Origin of the sequence: Mesorhizobium sp. M0244 (assembly GCF_040321795.1) — a bacterium.
Taxonomy (GTDB): Bacteria; Pseudomonadota; Alphaproteobacteria; order Rhizobiales; family Rhizobiaceae; genus Mesorhizobium.
Genome location: NZ_JAMYSE010000037.1, coordinates 45,260 through 61,510 on the forward strand (window position 1 = coordinate 45,260; position 16,251 = coordinate 61,510).

15 protein-coding genes are annotated in these 16,251 nt (G+C 63.0%); 11 read left to right on the top strand and 4 right to left on the bottom strand.

Annotation, left to right across the window (positions count from 1 at the left end):
- Positions 1-36: 36 nt before the first annotated feature.
- Positions 37-705 (bottom strand): FMN-binding negative transcriptional regulator, encoded by a 669-nt coding sequence (locus tag NKJ08_RS21195; protein WP_352777540.1) that lies wholly within the window; start codon positions 703-705, stop codon positions 37-39.
- A gap of 12 nt (positions 706-717) precedes the next feature.
- Complete coding sequence (locus NKJ08_RS21200; RefSeq protein WP_023717356.1) at positions 718-1,392, bottom strand: alpha/beta hydrolase; 675 nt, start codon at positions 1,390-1,392, stop codon at positions 718-720.
- Positions 1,393-1,647: 255 nt separating this feature from the next.
- On the opposite strand from NKJ08_RS21200, the gene NKJ08_RS21205 reads away from it, so the two are divergent.
- The 7 genes from NKJ08_RS21205 (at position 1,648) to sufA (ending at position 8,911) form a co-directional block, all read left to right on the top strand.
- The gene (locus NKJ08_RS21205; RefSeq protein ID WP_352783182.1) at positions 1,648-2,826 is read left to right on the top strand and encodes a cysteine desulfurase family protein; all 1,179 of its coding nucleotides are present in this window, start codon (positions 1,648-1,650) and stop codon (positions 2,824-2,826) included.
- A 188-nt stretch (positions 2,827-3,014) separates the two neighbouring features.
- Positions 3,015-4,532 (top strand): Fe-S cluster assembly protein SufB, encoded by a 1,518-nt coding sequence (sufB, locus tag NKJ08_RS21210; protein ID WP_352528787.1) that lies wholly within the window; start codon positions 3,015-3,017, stop codon positions 4,530-4,532.
- Positions 4,533-4,561: 29 nt separating this feature from the next.
- Entirely contained in the window at positions 4,562-5,317 is a 756-nt protein-coding gene (gene sufC / locus NKJ08_RS21215) for a Fe-S cluster assembly ATPase SufC (protein ID WP_352528789.1), read from the top strand.
- Between the two features lie 25 nt (positions 5,318-5,342).
- Positions 5,343-6,611 carry a Fe-S cluster assembly protein SufD gene (sufD, locus tag NKJ08_RS21220; protein ID WP_352528791.1) on the top strand — a complete coding sequence of 423 codons (1,269 nt, stop codon included), beginning with the start codon at positions 5,343-5,345 and terminating at the stop codon, positions 6,609-6,611.
- A 169-nt stretch (positions 6,612-6,780) separates the two neighbouring features.
- Positions 6,781-8,022, top strand: coding sequence for a cysteine desulfurase (locus NKJ08_RS21225; protein ID WP_352528793.1), 1,242 nt, complete (start codon positions 6,781-6,783; stop codon positions 8,020-8,022).
- Between the two features lie 5 nt (positions 8,023-8,027).
- A complete protein-coding gene (locus tag NKJ08_RS21230; RefSeq protein ID WP_352474719.1) occupies positions 8,028-8,420 on the top strand; it encodes an SUF system Fe-S cluster assembly protein in 393 nt (130 codons plus the stop codon).
- 110 nt (positions 8,421-8,530) lie between these two features.
- Positions 8,531-8,911, top strand: a complete 381-nt coding sequence (gene sufA, locus NKJ08_RS21235; protein ID WP_006206001.1) for a Fe-S cluster assembly scaffold SufA — start codon at positions 8,531-8,533, stop codon at positions 8,909-8,911.
- Between the two features lie 162 nt (positions 8,912-9,073).
- Here sufA and NKJ08_RS21240 read toward each other — a convergent pair whose 3' ends face one another.
- Entirely contained in the window at positions 9,074-9,571 is a 498-nt protein-coding gene (locus NKJ08_RS21240) for a GFA family protein (protein WP_352528795.1), read from the bottom strand.
- Between the two features lie 90 nt (positions 9,572-9,661).
- On the opposite strand from NKJ08_RS21240, the gene NKJ08_RS21245 reads away from it, so the two are divergent.
- Complete coding sequence (locus NKJ08_RS21245) at positions 9,662-9,985, top strand: TfoX/Sxy family protein (RefSeq protein ID WP_352528797.1); 324 nt, start codon at positions 9,662-9,664, stop codon at positions 9,983-9,985.
- Positions 9,986-10,029: 44 nt separating this feature from the next.
- Here the strand turns inward: NKJ08_RS21245 and NKJ08_RS21250 are convergent, their stop codons facing one another.
- The gene (locus NKJ08_RS21250; protein ID WP_352783187.1) at positions 10,030-10,977 is read right to left on the bottom strand and encodes a carbohydrate kinase family protein; all 948 of its coding nucleotides are present in this window, start codon (positions 10,975-10,977) and stop codon (positions 10,030-10,032) included.
- 277 nt (positions 10,978-11,254) lie between these two features.
- Between NKJ08_RS21250 and recA the strand changes: the two genes are divergently transcribed.
- The 3 genes from recA (at position 11,255) to NKJ08_RS21265 (ending at position 16,135) form a co-directional block, all read left to right on the top strand.
- Positions 11,255-12,352, top strand: coding sequence for a recombinase RecA (gene recA / locus NKJ08_RS21255; RefSeq protein ID WP_352528801.1), 1,098 nt, complete (start codon positions 11,255-11,257; stop codon positions 12,350-12,352).
- Positions 12,353-12,614: 262 nt separating this feature from the next.
- Complete coding sequence (gene alaS, locus NKJ08_RS21260; protein ID WP_352528810.1) at positions 12,615-15,281, top strand: alanine--tRNA ligase; 2,667 nt, start codon at positions 12,615-12,617, stop codon at positions 15,279-15,281.
- 74 nt (positions 15,282-15,355) lie between these two features.
- The gene (locus NKJ08_RS21265; RefSeq protein ID WP_352777646.1) at positions 15,356-16,135 is read left to right on the top strand and encodes a PhzF family phenazine biosynthesis protein; all 780 of its coding nucleotides are present in this window, start codon (positions 15,356-15,358) and stop codon (positions 16,133-16,135) included.
- Positions 16,136-16,251 lie beyond the last annotated feature (116 nt).

A 16,251-nucleotide genomic window follows, 5' to 3' on the forward strand; every position in this document is an offset into this window, starting at 1 on the left:
CTTCCGGCCCTAAACCGGTCGAGCAAGCAATCCAGATTACTTGCTGTCCAGCCCGCCGTAGGATCTTACCAGCCGGACCATGTCGGCCGAACTGGCAGCCTCGCTCTCGAGCCCCTCGGCGACACCGATGCGGTCGGCGGCCGGCCGGTTCTGGCTGACCTTCCATTTGCCGCTGATTTCAGTGATTTCGATTTCCAGGCCGACAATGCCCTTGATCTGCGACTGGATGAAGGGTGCTGGCGCGTCGGTCACCGCCCACGGCGTCGCGCGATTGCCCTCCTGCGACATTGTCAGATCGGAAATCTGCTCAGCCAGCCAATCCTGGTCCTCGACCACCGTAACGATGCCGCGCACCTGGACGATGGCGTAGTTCCAGGTCGGTACCACCTTGCCGGTTTCGCGCTTGGTCTCGTACCAGGACGGCGTCACATAGGCGTCCGCGCCCTGGAAGACGACCAGCACGGGCGACAGGGGATTGTCGGCCAAAAGCCGCCATTGCGGATTGGCCCTGGCTAGATGGGCGCGTAGCCTGCCGTTCGGCGGCACTTCCTCGTTGAGCAGGGAGGGGGCGTCGAGCAGGAAGGGAATTGCGTTGGCGACCGGCCCCTCGGCACCATTCGAGACCAGCAGGCCAAGCGGATGCGCCCGGATCAGCCCGTGCAGGACGTCCTGCCGGGTTTCCTGGAAATGAGGCGGCTGGTACATCGTCGTTCCCGATTATCTCAGCCGCTTCGGCCGTGGGTCGGACAGTTCCCCGGCCAGCCGGCGATCGAGATAGTCCGCGCATTCCTCGATCAGAAGCTCGGCATGGTTGGCAAAGAAATGGTTGGCGCCGGGCAAGGTCTTCTGGGTGATGGTGATGCCCTTTTGCGTGTGCAGTTTGTCGACCAGGCCCTGTACGTCCTTGGGCGGCGCGACCTTGTCGGCGTCGCCATGGATGATCAGGCCGGACGACGGGCATGGCGCCAGGAACGAGAAATCATAGGTATTGGGCTGCGGCGCGATCGAGATGAAGCCTTCGATCTCGGGCCGGCGCATCAAGAGCTGCATGCCGATCCACGAGCCGAACGAATAGCCGGCGACCCAGCAGCTCTTGGAATCTGGATGCAGCGACTGCACCCAGTCGAGCGCCGCGGCGGCGTCAGACAACTCGCCGGTGCCGTGGTCGAATTCGCCCTGACTGCGGCCGATACCGCGAAAATTGAAGCGCAGCGTGGTGAAATTGCGCTTCTGGAACATGTAGAAGAGGTCGTAGACGATCTTGTTGTTCATCGTGCCGCCGAACTGGGGGTGCGGGTGCAGGACGATGGCAATCGGCGCGCTCTTTTCCTTCGAGGGCTGATAGCGACCCTCCAGACGGCCGGCCGGACCGGTGAAAATGACCTCAGGCATGAAATACTCCACTTGGCATAAATTGCGCGGCGCCCGGAACAACTCTTCCTCTGGCCCCACTCTTCCCTAGGCCTTGACGCAGGGCGAGCGTCTTTCTAGAAGCTAGTTTAGAATTGTTCAAAACTGGGCGGCCAAAAATTGTGGCTCGGCCACCCGCGCCGCAAGCCGCGTAAATAGGACGTCTTGCCTTGCAATTTCAAGGAAATAACGCGCTATCTTCGCGGAACAGCTTTTGAAGGGACCAGTTGGACGGAAATGGCCGGAGCACGCGCCTATCTCGACTACAACGCCAGCGCGCCGCTGCTTGCCTCGGCGCGCGCGGCGGTGGTCGCTGCGCTCGACGTCGCCGCCAACCCGTCCTCGGTCCATGCCGAGGGCCGCGCCGCGCGGCGGCTGATCGAGGATGCCAGGCGCGTCGTGGCGCGACTGGTCAACGCCAGGGCCGAGCATGTCGTATTCACCTCCGGCGCGACGGAAGCTGCCTCGACGCTGCTGACGCCGGACTGGCGGATGGGGCGCGGTGCCGTCCGCATGAGCCGGCTCTATGTGTCCGAGGCCGATCATCCTTGCCTGCTGAATGGCGGGGGCTTCCCGGGGGCGCAGCTGGCGCGGATCGGCGTCGACGCCGACGGCATCGTCAGGCTCGACGCCTTGGCGGCAGCGCTCGCCGCACATGACAAGGCCGAAGGCTTGCCGCTGGTGGCGATCCACGCCGCCAACAATGAAACCGGCGTGATCCAGCCAGTCGGCCGCATCGCCGAAATCGTCAAGGCGGCGGGCGGCGTCCTGGTTGTCGATGCGGTGCAGGCGGCGGGCCGCATTCCGCTCGATATCTCGGCGGGTTACGGCGACTATTTGATTCTGTCCTCGCACAAGATCGGCGGCCCCAAGGGCGTCGGCGCCATTGTCGCGGCGTCGGACCTGATGATGCCAAAACCGCTGGTCAGCGGCGGCGGCCAGGAAAAGGGCCATCGCGGCGGCACTGAAAACCTGGCGGCGATCGCCGGGTTTGGCGCGGCGGCGCGTGAGGCGCTTGCCGGGTTGGAAACGATCGATGCGGTGCGGCAGCGTCGCGAGGAAATTGAGGCGATCGTGAAAACGCTGGTGCCGGATGCCGAAATCTTCGGGACCAGCGCTGCAAGGCTTGCCAACACCACGTTCTTCGCTATTGCCGGCATCAAGGCCGAGACGGCGCAGATCGCCTTCGACCTGGCCGGCGTGGCGCTGTCGGCCGGATCGGCCTGTTCGTCGGGCAAGGTCGGCCCGAGCCATGTGCTGAAAGCCATGGGTTATGGTGACAGCCTTGGCGCGTTGCGCGTGTCCATCGGCCACGCGACCAGCGCCGAAGATATCGAGCTGTTTCGCGCGGCGCTGGCGACGATCGTCGCGCGGCAAGCCGGTAAGGAAAAGGCAAGCAGGGAACGAGCCGCCTGAGCGCGGCAGACGAAATGTAGGGCCTTGCGGCCTGGTAGAGCCGTGCGTTCGCATTTGGCCGGGTGAATTTCCGGCATGAACGCACTATATGAAACTTACGCCGCCTCGGGTGCCTGATGGGTGCACGTTTGCGGTGCCATAGTTTGAAAACTGCCGGGCCTTGACCCCGGCGTGGATGGAGAACGCTGATGCCTGCTGTGCAGGAGACGATCGATCGAGTTCGAAAGATCGATGTCGACCAGTATAAATACGGATTCCAGACCGAAATCGCGATGGACAAGGCCCCCAAGGGCCTGAGCGAAGACATTATCCGCTTCATTTCGGCGAAGAAGGACGAGCCGTCCTGGATGCTGGAATGGCGCCTGGAAGCCTATCGCCGCTGGCTGACGCTGGATGAGCCGAAATGGGCGCGCGTCCATTATCCCAAAATCGATTTCCAGGATCTCTACTATTACGCCGCGCCCAAGAGCACGCCGGGGCCGACTTCGCTCAGCGAGGTCGATCCCGAACTGCTGAAGGTCTACGAGAAGCTCGGCATTCCGCTCAGGGAACAGGAAATCCTTGCCGGCGTGCAGAAGACCGATGCGTCGGAGCTCGAGGAAGCCAGCGACAACGTCTACAAGTCAGGCCGCGTCGCCGTCGATGCGGTGTTCGATTCCGTCTCCGTCGTCACCACCTTCAAGAAGGAGCTGGCGCAGGCCGGCGTCATCTTTTGCTCGATCTCGGAAGCGATCCGCGAGCATCCGGAGCTGGTGAAGAAATATCTCGGCTCGGTCGTGCCGACCTCCGACAATTTCTACGCGACGCTGAATTCGGCCGTGTTCACCGACGGCTCCTTCGTCTTCGTGCCCAAGGGCGTGCGCTGCCCGATGGAACTGTCGACCTATTTCCGCATGAACGAGAAGAACACCGGCCAGTTCGAGCGCACGCTGATCATCGCCGAGGAGGGTGCTTACGTCTCCTATCTCGAAGGTTGTACGGCGCCGCAGCGCGACGAGAACCAGCTTCACGCCGCGGTGGTCGAGCTGGTCGCGCTCGACGATGCCGAGATCAAATATTCGACGGTGCAGAACTGGTATCCCGGCGACGCCGAAGGCAAGGGCGGCATCTACAATTTCGTCACCAAGCGCGGCGACTGCCGCGGCCATCGCTCGAAGATTTCGTGGACGCAGGTCGAGACCGGCTCGGCCATCACCTGGAAATATCCGAGCTGCATCCTGCGCGGCGACGATTCCAGCGGCGAGTTCTATTCGATCGCGGTGTCGAACGGTTATCAGCAGGTCGACAGCGGCACCAAGATGATCCATCTCGGCAAGAACACGTCGAGCCGCATCATCTCCAAGGGCATTGCCGCCGGCTTTTCGCAGAACACCTATCGCGGCCAAGTTTCGGCGCACCGCAAGGCGACCAACGCCCGCAACTTCACCAATTGCGACTCGCTGCTGATCGGCGACCAGTGCGGCGCACACACCGTGCCCTACATGGAAGCCAAGAATTCGACGGCCCAGTTCGAGCACGAAGCGACGACGTCGAAGATTTCCGAGGACCAGAAATTCTACGTCATGCAGCGCGGCATCCCCGAGGAAGAGGCGATCGCGCTGATCGTCAACGGCTTCGTCAAGGACGTCATCCAGCAGCTGCCGATGGAGTTCGCGGTCGAGGCGCAGAAGCTGATCGGGATATCGCTTGAGGGCTCGGTCGGCTGACCGGAATAGAATTTTCAGGAAAAAGAAGAATGCTTGAAATCAGAAACCTGCATGCCCGCATCGTCGATGACGGCACCGAGATCATCCGCGGCCTGAACCTGACGGTCAGGGCCGGCGAGGTCGCCGCCATCATGGGCCCGAACGGCTCGGGGAAATCGACGCTGTCCTACATCCTCGCCGGGCGCGAGGACTATGAGGTCACCGAGGGCGACATCCTCTATAACGGCCAGTCGATCCTCGACATGGATCCGGCCGAGCGCGCTACCGCCGGCATCTTTCTCGCCTTCCAGTATCCGATGGAGATACCGGGCGTGGCGACGATGGAATTCCTGAAAGTTGCGATGAACGAGCAGCGCAAGGCGCGCGGCCAGGAACCGCTGAAAATCCCGGAATTCCTCAAGCGCGTGAAGGAGGCGGCCGCCTCGCTCAACATGGACATGGCGATGCTGAAGCGGCCGCTCAATGTCGGCTTTTCCGGCGGCGAGAAAAAGCGCGCCGAGATTCTGCAGATGAAGCTGCTGGAGCCAAAGCTCTGCGTGCTCGACGAGACGGATTCCGGTCTCGATATTGATGCGCTGAAGATCGTCGCGGACGGCGTCAACACGCTGCGCTCGCCGGACCGCGCCATCGTCGTCATCACCCACTACCAGCGCCTGCTCCAATACATCGTGCCTGATACCGTGCACGTGCTCTACAGGGGCCAGGTGATCAAGTCGGGCGACAAGTCGCTGGCGCTCGATCTCGAGGCCAATGGCTATGCCGGCGTGATCGGGCAAGCCGCGTGAGATGCCGGAAGGCAGGACGAAACTGATGAATATGCACACGACACCCCAGCGAACATTAGCCGAAACGGCGCTGATCGACGCCTTCGGCGAGCGGCTGTCGCTGCTGCCGGGCGACGGCGCGGTGATGCTGAAGCGCGACGACGCCATCGAGGCGATCAAGAGCGGCCTGCCGACGCGGCGCATCGAATCCTGGCATTATACGGACCTGCGTCGTCTGCTGACTTCGGTGCCGGACTTCGATCCGGCAGCGGTCGCGAAAGCCATTGCGCCGATCGTCGAAGGCTCCAGCGTTTTGCCGGTGCTGAACGGCGTTTCGAGCGCGAAGCTCGCTAGCATCGATGGCGTTGCCGTGCAGCGCCTGTCGGAAAAGCTGACCGACGGCAGCGCAGCACCTGGGCTCGATTCTTATGGCAGCGACGACGCCATCGGCGCGCTCAACACCGCCTTTGTTGCCGACGGCTATTTCGTCGACATCGCCGACGGTGCCCAACTGGATAAGCCGCTCGAATTGCAGAATTTGCAGGCCGGTGGACAGACGCATGTGCGCCTGGACGTCCGCGTCGGCACCGGCGCCAAGGCTGTTATCGTCGAGCGCCAGGCTGGCGAGGGGGCGGCGCTGGTCAGTTCGGTCAGCCAGCTTCTGCTTGACGAGGGCGCCGAAGTGACCTGGCTGATCGTGCAGGAGCAGCCGGATACGGCAACGCACCTTGCCCAGTTCAAGGCGCATCTCGGCAAGAATTCGAAGCTGACGCTGTTCGTCATGAATGCCGGCGGCAAGCTTGTGCGCCAGGAAGTCGTTGTGAAGACGACCGGCGAAGGCGCCGAATTCACCTTGCGCGGCATCAACCTGTTGGCCGGCGACACCCATACCGACGTCACCATGGTGCTCGACCACGCCGTACCGCACACCGCCTCGACGGAAGTGATCCGCAACGTAGTGACCGGCAAGGCGCGCGGCGCCTTCCAGGGCCGCATCAACGTCCATCAATATGCGCAGAAGACCAACGCCAAGATGGCCTGCAATACGCTGCTTCTGTCGGATGACGGCGAGTTCTCGACCAAGCCCGAGCTGGAAATCTTTGCCGACGACGTCGTCTGCGGCCATGGCGCGACCGTCACCGAGATCGACCACAGCCATCTGTTCTACCTGATGGCGCGCGGCATCGACGAGAAGACGGCGCGTGGCCTGCTGGTCAAGGCCTTCGTCGCCGAAGTGATCGAGGAACTGGACGACGAAGCCATCGTCGAGGCGCTGGAGGCGAGGCTCGACAACTGGTTCGTGGCGCACGGGTAGAGCGGCATAGGGCGAGGCCCCCTCATCCGGCCGCTTCGCGGCCACCTTCTCCCCAAGGGGAGAAGAGACAGGCGGCGACGCTGGCGATCTCCTCTCCCCAGCGGGGAGAGGGTGGCCGTAGCGAAGCGGAGGTCGGGTGAGGGAGAGCCACATTGGAAGGTTGATTGCTGTGGACCAGAAAGTCGAAAACATCCCCTATGACGTCGAGGCGATCCGCCGCGACTTCCCGATCCTGTCGCGGCAAGTCTACGGCAAACCTCTCGTTTATCTCGACAATGGCGCCTCGGCGCAGAAGCCGCAGGCGGTGCTCGACGCCATTCAGCACGCCTATTCCCAGGAATACGCCAATGTCCACCGTGGCCTGCATTTCCTGTCGAATGCGGCAACCGACGCGTATGAAAAGGCGCGCGAGACGGTGCGCCGTTTCCTCAACGCGCCTGATACCGACAACATCGTCTTCACCTCGAACACCACGGCGGCGATCAACACCGTCGCCTACGGTTTCGGCATGCCGAACATCGGCGAGGGCGATGAAATCGTCCTGTCGATCATGGAGCATCATTCCAACATCGTGCCCTGGCATTTCATCCGCGAGCGGCAGGGCGCCAAGCTGGTCTGGGTGCCGGTCGACGATCTCGGCGTCTTCCACATCGAGGAGTTCGAGAAGCGGCTGACCGACCGCACCAAGCTCGTCGCCATCACCCACATGTCGAATGCACTCGGCACGGTGACTCCAATCAAGGAGATCGTGCGCATCGCCCATGCGCGCGGCATACCGGTGCTGGTCGACGGCAGCCAGAGCGCCGTGCATATGCCGATCGACGTGCAGGATCTCGACTGCGATTTCTTCGTCTTCACCGGCCACAAGGTCTATGGCCCATCGGGCATCGGCGTGCTCTACGGCAAGAAGGACATTCTGGAGCGCATGCGCCCGTTCATGGGTGGCGGCGAGATGATCGAGGAGGTGACGCAAGACATCGTCACCTACAACGATCCGCCACACCGCTTCGAGGCCGGCACGCCGCCGATCGTGCAGGCGATCGGGCTTGGTGCAGCGCTGGAATATATGGAAAAGATCGGCCGCGAGCGCATCGCCGCGCACGAGGCCGATTTGAAGGACTATGCGCATCAGCGGCTGCGCGCCATCAACTCGCTGCGCATCTTCGGCGATGCCCCCGGCAAGGGCGCTATCATTTCCTTCGAGCTGCAGGGCATCCATGCCCATGACGTGTCGATGGTCATCGACCGGCAGGGAGTGGCGGTCCGCGCCGGCACCCATTGCGCCCAGCCGCTGTTGAAACGCTTCGGCGTAACATCCACATGCAGGGCATCGTTCGGCATGTATAATACCAGGGCCGAAGTCGATGCTTTGGCCGATGCGCTGGAAAAAGCGCGAAAGTTCTTCGGGTGACGATCATGGACGATGCCAGCCACACCGCCGAGACAAATTCGGAAGCGACGACCAATGCGGCGGTTTCCGGATCGACAATCCCCGCCGACGAATTGGCGCGGCTGACCGACGACATCGTCTCGGCGCTGAAAACGGTCTATGACCCGGAAATCCCGGCCGACATCTACGAGCTCGGCCTCGTCTACAAGATCGACATCGAGGACGACCGCTCGGTCAAGATCGACATGACGCTGACCGCGCCGGGCTGCCCGGTGGCTGGCGAAATGCCTGGCTGGGTGGAAAACGCCGTCGGCGCCGTCGAAGGCGTCTCCGGCGTCGAGGTCAACATGACCTTCGACCCACCCTGGTCGCCGGACCGCATGTCGGAAGAGGCGCAGGTGGCGGTTGGGTGGTATTAGCATCCGACCGGACAAAGATCGGCGGACTTGCGCCGGGCAGGAAACTTCACCATTTTAGGTGAGAATCATTCGGCAGGCCTTGAACCTGCAAGGAATGGAGAAAGAAAAAGATGGGACGCTTCGCCGTCATCACCATGACCGAAAAGGCCGCCGACCGGGTTCGCGAGATCGTCGCGACCCGTGAGAATGCACATGGCATTCGCCTGGGCATCAAGAAGGGCGGCTGTGCTGGTATGGAATATACGGTCGATCTGGTGACCGAGCCCAACACCAAGGACGACCATATCGAGCGCGACGGCGCGCATGTCTATGTCGCGCCGGAGGCGGCACTTTTCCTGTTCGGCACCGAGATGGATTTCGAGCAGACGACACTGCGCACCGGCTTCACCTTCCGCAACCCGAACCAGAGCTCGGCCTGCGGCTGCGGTGAATCGGTCGAATTGAAGCCGGCTGATTTGAAGGCACTGGCCGAGGCGCGCGCTTCAGCCTGAGAATTTTCTTTTCTTTAAGTAGGCTTTCGCGAGACCCCCTCATCCGGCCGCTTCGCGGCCACCTTCTCCCCGGAGGGGAGAAGAGGTCGGTCGAGCCAGTCTCTTCTCCCCTCCGGGGAGAAGGTGGCCCAAGGGCCGGATGAGGGGGACTGCCGAAGAACCCTAATCCACCCACATCCCCGTCCTCTTGTGCCAGTCGGCGATTGATTCCTCGGGATAGACGTCGAAGACCTTGTCGCCCTTGCCGATATCGGGCTCGACCCAGTTCGCCTTGTATTTCAGCATCAGATGAACCTTCTCCGGCGGCTTTGGCAGGTCTGTGTCGATCGCCGAGGCGAAGGGGTGCACCAGCTCCGGCCAGGTCGGGTCGTAGAGCCAGAGTGCTGCCCCGCATTTCCTGCAGAAATTCCGCTGGCCTGACGAGATCTCGCGTTGCGGGTGCTCGTCGTCCTCGATCTCAGCCCGGTAGACGCCGAGATGGCGCTTGCCCTCGATTTTCAGCGTCTCGTAATCGGCGCCGAGATTGATGGCAAAACCGCCGCCGCCCTGCTGCTTGCGGCAGATCGAGCAGTAGCACAGCATGAACGGCACCGGCGTGTGGCTCTCCACCTCGAAACGCACGGCATTGCACCGGCAGGATCCCTTGAGCAGAAGCGGCATGAAAAACTCCGACGAAATTGATTCTGAACTTGTCAGGATGGTGCCGGTTGCGGCGATGACAAGGGGAAATCCCGATGACATGATCGCCGCATGGACAACGAGCGCATAGAAGAGCTTTTCGAAGGCCTCGGGCCGGTCAGCATCCGCAAGCTGTTCGGCGGTAAAGGCATCTACTTCGACGGCGTCATCGTCGCCATCGTCATCCGCGGCGAATTGATGCTGAAGGCCGACGCCGAAAGCGCCCCGGATTTCGAAGCGGCCGGTTGCCGGCAATGGACCTATACCGGCTCGCGCCATGGCAAGCTCGTATCGATGCCCTATTGGAGCGTTCCAGAAAGCGCTTTCGACGATCCCGATGAGATGGCGATCTGGGCGCGCCGGGCCTATGAGGCGGGACGGCGCGCCGGCAAGTAGGCTGCGCCGGTCCGCTAGCTGCCGCCGGCAATCCAGGGCGCACTTCACGCCAGTTCGCGCGCCTCGGGCACCAGCGCCAGTGCCTCGGCAAAGCCGGTGCCGCTGAACGCCGCAGCCGTATCGGCGCTCTCGACGACGGCGAGCATCGCCGCGGCGACGCCTTCACGCAGCGCCGCGCGCAGCGTCAAGCCGCGCAGCAGGGCGGCGATCGTCGCGCCCGCCAGCACGTCGCCGGCGCCGGTCACGTCGGCCCGCTTTTGTGGCAGCGGCGGCGAGATCGAAAAAGCGCCGGCTTCGTCGAAACCGAGCACCGGTCCGCCGCCGGCGGTCACCACGCCGCCTTTCAAGCCTGCATGTCTCAGCCCGTCGACGATGCCGCGCCCGTCGGCATCTATGTCCACGCCGGCGAGCACGCCGGCCTCTTGCCGGTTCATGAAGGTCAGCACCAGAAGGTCAAGCACCGGCGTCAGCCGCGCCGCTCTGCTGGACGAGACCGCAAGCGCAAAGACCGGCTTGCCGGCAGCGAGCGCCGCCAGCCGCTCCAACGCGGTCGACGGCAGGTTGGCGTCGCACAGCACCGCGTCGGCGGTGCCGATCGCCTCACGCACCTTGGCGCGGCGGATCTGCTTGGGAAGCGCCAGTTCGTAGAGCACCATGTCGGCAAGGCCGGCGATCAGCCCACCGTCGCTATCGACCAACGCCGTATGGCTCGGCGTCGCGCGATCGAGGAACACCGCCGACAGATCGGCAATGCCGGCCTCGGTGATGGCGCGTAAAACCGTGTCGCCTTGGGCATCGCCGCCGCGCACCGAAAGCAGCGAGGCCGAGACGCCGCGCCGCACCGCACAGCGCAAGGCGTTGAAGACGGCGCCGCCGACATGCTCGCGCATCGTGCCGGGGTTCGACGCGGCCGGCACGAAGGCGCCGACAAGCCGGCCGCGCCGCTCGATATAGGCGCCGCCCACGGCCAGGATCGTCGAGGATTTCATCATGCCGGCAAAATGACCTTTGCTGTTGCCCGGGAGGAGACTAGGTTGCCCTGCGGAAGCCCGCAATCACAGGCGCGATTCGCAACATGGCAGTAACGGCCCCGCATAGGATGCAGGGTATGTCTCCCGCCGAAAGCGCGAAACAAAAATAGAACAAATCGCGATATCGTTTGTTTTTCAGGTGCTTGCCGTCCGTTGACAAACGAGAACAAATAAGGTACATTCTAACAAGGATTACGGGATTGTCCGGCCTTCATTGACGACCACGGGGTGATGTATCATGGCTCAGAATACTTTGCGGCTTGTAGAGGACAAAGCGGTGGACAAATCAAAGGCTCTGGATGCGGCGCTGTCGCAAATCGAGCGTGCCTTCGGCAAGGGCTCGATCATGCGGCTCGGCGCAAACGAGCAGGTCGTCGAGATCGAAACGGTGCCGACCGGCTCGCTTGGCCTCGACATCGCGCTTGGCGTCGGCGGCCTGCCGCGCGGCCGCATCGTCGAGATCTACGGGCCGGAAAGCTCGGGCAAGACGACGCTGGCGCTGCACACGGTGGCCGAAGCCCAGAAGAAGGGCGGCATCTGCGCCTTCGTCGATGCCGAGCACGCGCTCGACCCGGTCTATGCCCGCAAGCTCGGCGTCGATCTCGAAAACCTGTTGATCTCGCAGCCCGATACCGGTGAGCAGGCGCTTGAGATCTGCGACACGCTGGTGCGCTCCGGCGCCATCGACGTGCTGGTCGTCGATTCGGTGGCGGCGCTGACGCCGCGCGCCGAAATCGAAGGCGAGATGGGCGATTCGCTGCCCGGCCTGCAGGCCCGCCTGATGAGTCAGGCACTGCGCAAGCTCACCGCCTCGATCTCGCGCTCCAACACCATGGTCATCTTCATCAACCAGATCCGCATGAAGATCGGCGTCATGTTCGGTTCGCCCGAGACGACGACCGGCGGCAACGCGCTGAAATTCTATGCCTCGGTCCGCCTCGACATTCGCCGCATCGGCTCGGTCAAGGATCGCGACGAGGTCGTCGGCAACCAGACCCGCGTCAAGGTCGTCAAGAACAAGCTGGCGCCGCCCTTTAAGGTGGTCGAGTTCGACATCATGTATGGCGAGGGCGTGTCCAAGACCGGCGAGCTGGTCGACCTCGGCGTCAAGGCCGGCGTGGTCGAAAAGTCGGGCGCCTGGTTCTCCTACAATTCCCAGCGTCTCGGCCAGGGCCGCGAAAACGCAAAACTGTTCCTGCGCGACAATCCCGACACGGCGCGCGAGATCGAGCTGGCGCTGCGGCAGAATGCCGGGCTGATCGCCGAGAAATTCCTTGAGAACGGCGGCTCCGAAAGCAGCGACGACGGTTTCGAGGACGACGCCGGCGCGATGTAGGCTTGGCGAGCGACGCCCCGCGGAGCTTCAGCCAGGTTTCGGTTGATGTTTTGATCTGAGTTTGCTTAATCGATGCGTTTCGAACCGCCGGCCCCGTGCCGGCGGTTTGCGTTTTATGGCGGGGCAGAAGCCATTTCAAAGTGCCGGTGAAGGCCGTGATTTGAGCCCGTTTCGTGTTTCTGGACAGGCTGCGGTGCGACCGCTAAAAGGCCATGTCTATTTTCCGCCGATGGCCGGCGGTTCTCTCGAAAAGGCAGTATTCATGAGTGGCGTCAACGAGATCCGGTCGGCATTTCTCGACTATTTTCGCAAGGAAGGTCACGAGGTCGTCGCGTCGAGCCCGCTGGTGCCGCGCAACGACCCGACGCTGATGTTCACCAACGCCGGCATGGTGCAGTTCAAGAACGTTTTCACCGGTCTGGAGAAGCGGCCCTATTCGCGTGCCACGACCGCCCAGAAGAGTGTTCGCGCCGGGGGCAAGCACAACGACCTTGACAATGTCGGCTACACTGCGCGCCACCTGACCTTCTTCGAGATGCTCGGCAATTTCTCCTTCGGCGACTATTTCAAGGAGCGCGCCATAGAGCTTGCCTGGAACCTGATCACCAGGGAATTCGGGCTGAAGAAGGACAAGCTGCTGGTCACCGTCTATCACACCGACGACGAGGCCGCCGCCTACTGGAAGAAGATCGCCGGCTTTTCCGACGATCGCATTATCCGCATCCCGACCTCTGACAACTTCTGGGCAATGGGCGACACCGGACCTTGCGGGCCGTGCTCGGAGATATTCATCGACCGTGGCGAGCATATCTGGGGTGGCCCTCCCGGCAGCCCTGAGGAGGATGGCGACCGTTTCCTTGAATTCTGGAACCTGGTGTTCATGCAGTATGAACAGGTGACGAAAGACGAGCGCATCGACCTGCCACGTCCGTCGATCGACACAGGCATGGGCTTGGAGCGCATGGCCTCCATCCTGCAAGGGGTTGAAAGCGTCTTCGAAACCGACCTGTTCCGCCACCTGATCGACGCTGCGTCGTCCACGCTTGGCCGCGATCCGGATGCGGACACTGTAGGATCGTTCCGCGTCATTGCCGACCACCTGCGTTCGTCCTGCTTCCTGGTGGCCGATGGCGTGCTGCCGTCCAATGAAGGCCGCGGCTATGTGCTTCGTCGTATCATGCGCCGCGCCATGCGCCATGCGCAGTTGCTCGGCGCCCGCGATCCCCTGATGTGGCGCCTGGTGCCGGCGCTGGTGCGCGAGATGGGCCAAGCCTATCCCGAACTGGTGCGCGGCGAACAGATGATTACCGAGACGCTGAAGCTTGAGGAAACCCGTTTCCGCAAAACGCTGGTGCGCGGCTTGGGCTTGCTTTCGGAGGCGACGGAAAAGCTGGCCGCCGGCGACATGCTGGATGGCGAGACAGCCTTCAAGCTCTACGACACCTATGGCTTTCCGCTCGACCTGACGCAGGACGCGCTGCGCCAGCGCAACATCTCGGTCAATCTTGCCGGCTTCACGGATGCGATGGAGCGGCAGAAGGCGGAGGCGCGCAAAAGCTGGGCTGGTTCCGGCGAGGCAGCGACCGAGACGGTGTGGTTCGCGGTGCGTGAGAAGACCGGCGCCACCGAATTCCTGGGCTACGAGACCGAGCAGGCGGAAGGCCTCATCCAGGAGCTGGTCAGGGACGGCAAGACCGTCGATAGCGCCGGCAAGGGCGACGCTGTTGCTGTGGTTGTCAACCAGACGCCGTTCTATGGCGAGTCCGGTGGACAGATGGGCGATACCGGCGTCATTTCAGGCGAAGGGTTCTCGATCGAGATCTCCGACACCCAGAAAAAGGCCGATGGGCTTTTCGTCCATGTCGGCAAGGTGGTCAGCGGCACGGTCAAGACGGGCGCAACCGTCGAGCTGAAGGTGGACCACGCGCGCCGCTCCAGGCTGCGCGCAAACCATTCCGCGACGCATCTGATCCATGAAGCGCTGCGCGAGGTGCTGGGTACCCATGTGGCGCAGAAGGGCTCACTGGTCGCGCCCGAGCGCCTCCGCTTTGACATTTCACATAACAAGCCAATCTTACCTGACGAGCTCGAAGAGGTCGAGCGCATGGCGAACGAGATCGTCGTTCAGAACAGCCCTGTAACCACGCGCCTGATGTCTGTCGACGACGCCATTGCCGAAGGCGCCATGGCACTGTTTGGCGAGAAGTATGGCGATGAAGTGCGCGTCGTTTCGATGGGCACGGGCCTGCATGGCGCCAAGGCCAACCGGCCCTATTCGGTCGAGCTCTGCGGCGGCACCCATGTCAGGGCGACCGGCGATATCGGTCTGGTGCGCATCGTCTCGGACGGCGCGGTCGCCGCCGGCGTGCGCCGCATCGAGGCGTTGACCGGCGAAGCGGCCAGAAAGCATCTCGACGAACAGGACAAGCGGCTGAAGGCGGCCGCCGCCGCGCTGAAGATTTCGCCGGCCGACGTGCCGGCCCGCGTCGAGGCGCTGCTCGACGAGCGCAAGAAGCTCGAAAAGGAACTGACCGAAGCGCGCAAGAAGCTGGCGCTGGGCGGCGCCGCGGCCGGCGCGCCTGCTGAGAACGAGACCGTCGCCGGTGTCGGCTTCCTCGGTAAGGCGGTCTCCGGCGTCGCGCCGAAGGATCTGAAGCCGCTGGCGGATGCCGGCAAGAAGTCGCTCGTCTCCGGTGTCGTCGTCTTCGTCGGCGCCGGCGAGGACAACAAGGCAAGCGTCGTCGTCGCCGTCACCGATGATCTGACCGGCCGCTTCAGCGCCGTCGATCTGGTGCGCGTCGCGTCCGCGGCCTTGGGCGGGCAGGGCGGCGGCGGCCGCCCCGACATGGCCCAGGCAGGCGGTCCCGACGCCTCCAAGGCCGGCGATGCGATCGCTGCGGTGAAAGCGGCGATCAACGAAGCGGCGTGAACCTGCACCGGGGCGGCCGAAACGGCGCGCCGCCCAGCGGATATCTTTGAGGGCCTGATATGCCGACGCTGACGATGTATCAGGTCGACGCCTTTGCCGAACGGGCCTTCCAGGGCAACCCTGCTGCCGTTCTCGTTCTGGAGAACTGGCTGTCGGACGATGTAATGCAGGCCATCGCCAACGAGAACAATCTGGCCGAAACCGCGTTTGTGCAGCCGAATGGCAAAGGTTGGGATTTGCGCTGGTTCGCGCCGGTGCATGAAGTCGACTTCTGTGGCCATGCCACTATTGCGGCCGCCCACGTGCTGGCTGCGGAACACAATGTTGAGGGCGAAATTGCCTTCGCCACCCGCGTAGGCGAGTTGCGGGTTTCCCGGCGGGAAGGAGCCTATCAGCTCGATCTACCGTGTTTTCCGCCGCAGCCCGTCGGGGATGAGTTGCTGCCGGCGCTGCAACAGATATTTCCTCTGCAGCCGGTTGCGGGCTTCCGCAATTTCGAGAACCTGTTTGTCGAGCTAGCCGACGAGACATCCATACGATCTTTCGTTCCCGATCTGCTCAGGATCGGAGGTTTTCATCCTCTCGGCCTGGTCATTACGGCGCCTGGGCAGGCCCATGATTTCGTTTCGCGTTATTTCGTGCCCGGAGCTGGCATTCCCGAGGACCCGGTGACTGGCTCCATTCATGCGACATTGGTGCCGTACTGGGCTGAAAAGCTCGGCAAGGCGCATCTGTCGGCATTCCAATGCTCGCAACGCGGCGGGCACTTGCTATGCGAGCTGGCCGGAGATCGTGTGCTGATCACAGGTCGTGCGAAGACCTTCATGAAGGCGGAAATCTACCTTCCCGAATGAGCGGCCTGGCTCGGGTTCGTCGCCCCCACGAAGTGGGGGAGAGGTGGCCGCGCAGCCGCCCGAGAGGGGGCCCGGCGCCACCAAAAAACCTTCGAGGGGGGGGGCGGGGTTAGACG

Excerpts from the sequence above, each read along its gene's own strand:
- NKJ08_RS21195 (WP_352777540.1), bottom strand. The coding sequence starts at position 705 with ATGTACCAGCCGCCTCATTTCCAGGAAACCCGGCAGGACGTCCTGCAC.
- NKJ08_RS21245 (WP_352528797.1), top strand. The coding sequence starts at position 9,662 with ATGGACAACGAGCGCATAGAAGAGCTTTTCGAAGGCCTCGGGCCGGTC.
- sufC (WP_352528789.1), top strand. The coding sequence starts at position 4,562 with ATGCTTGAAATCAGAAACCTGCATGCCCGCATCGTCGATGACGGCACC.
- NKJ08_RS21205 (WP_352783182.1), top strand. The coding sequence starts at position 1,648 with ATGGCCGGAGCACGCGCCTATCTCGACTACAACGCCAGCGCGCCGCTG.
- sufB (WP_352528787.1), top strand. The coding sequence starts at position 3,015 with ATGCCTGCTGTGCAGGAGACGATCGATCGAGTTCGAAAGATCGATGTC.
- NKJ08_RS21230 (WP_352474719.1), top strand. The coding sequence starts at position 8,028 with ATGGACGATGCCAGCCACACCGCCGAGACAAATTCGGAAGCGACGACC.
- NKJ08_RS21240 (WP_352528795.1), bottom strand. The coding sequence starts at position 9,571 with ATGCCGCTTCTGCTCAAGGGATCCTGCCGGTGCAATGCCGTGCGTTTC.
- NKJ08_RS21250 (WP_352783187.1), bottom strand. The coding sequence starts at position 10,977 with ATGATGAAATCCTCGACGATCCTGGCCGTGGGCGGCGCCTATATCGAG.
- NKJ08_RS21265 (WP_352777646.1), top strand. The coding sequence starts at position 15,356 with ATGTATCAGGTCGACGCCTTTGCCGAACGGGCCTTCCAGGGCAACCCT.
- NKJ08_RS21200 (WP_023717356.1), bottom strand. The coding sequence starts at position 1,392 with ATGCCTGAGGTCATTTTCACCGGTCCGGCCGGCCGTCTGGAGGGTCGC.
- sufD (WP_352528791.1), top strand. The coding sequence starts at position 5,343 with ATGAATATGCACACGACACCCCAGCGAACATTAGCCGAAACGGCGCTG.
- recA (WP_352528801.1), top strand. The coding sequence starts at position 11,255 with ATGGCTCAGAATACTTTGCGGCTTGTAGAGGACAAAGCGGTGGACAAA.
- alaS (WP_352528810.1), top strand. The coding sequence starts at position 12,615 with ATGAGTGGCGTCAACGAGATCCGGTCGGCATTTCTCGACTATTTTCGC.
- sufA (WP_006206001.1), top strand. The coding sequence starts at position 8,531 with ATGGGACGCTTCGCCGTCATCACCATGACCGAAAAGGCCGCCGACCGG.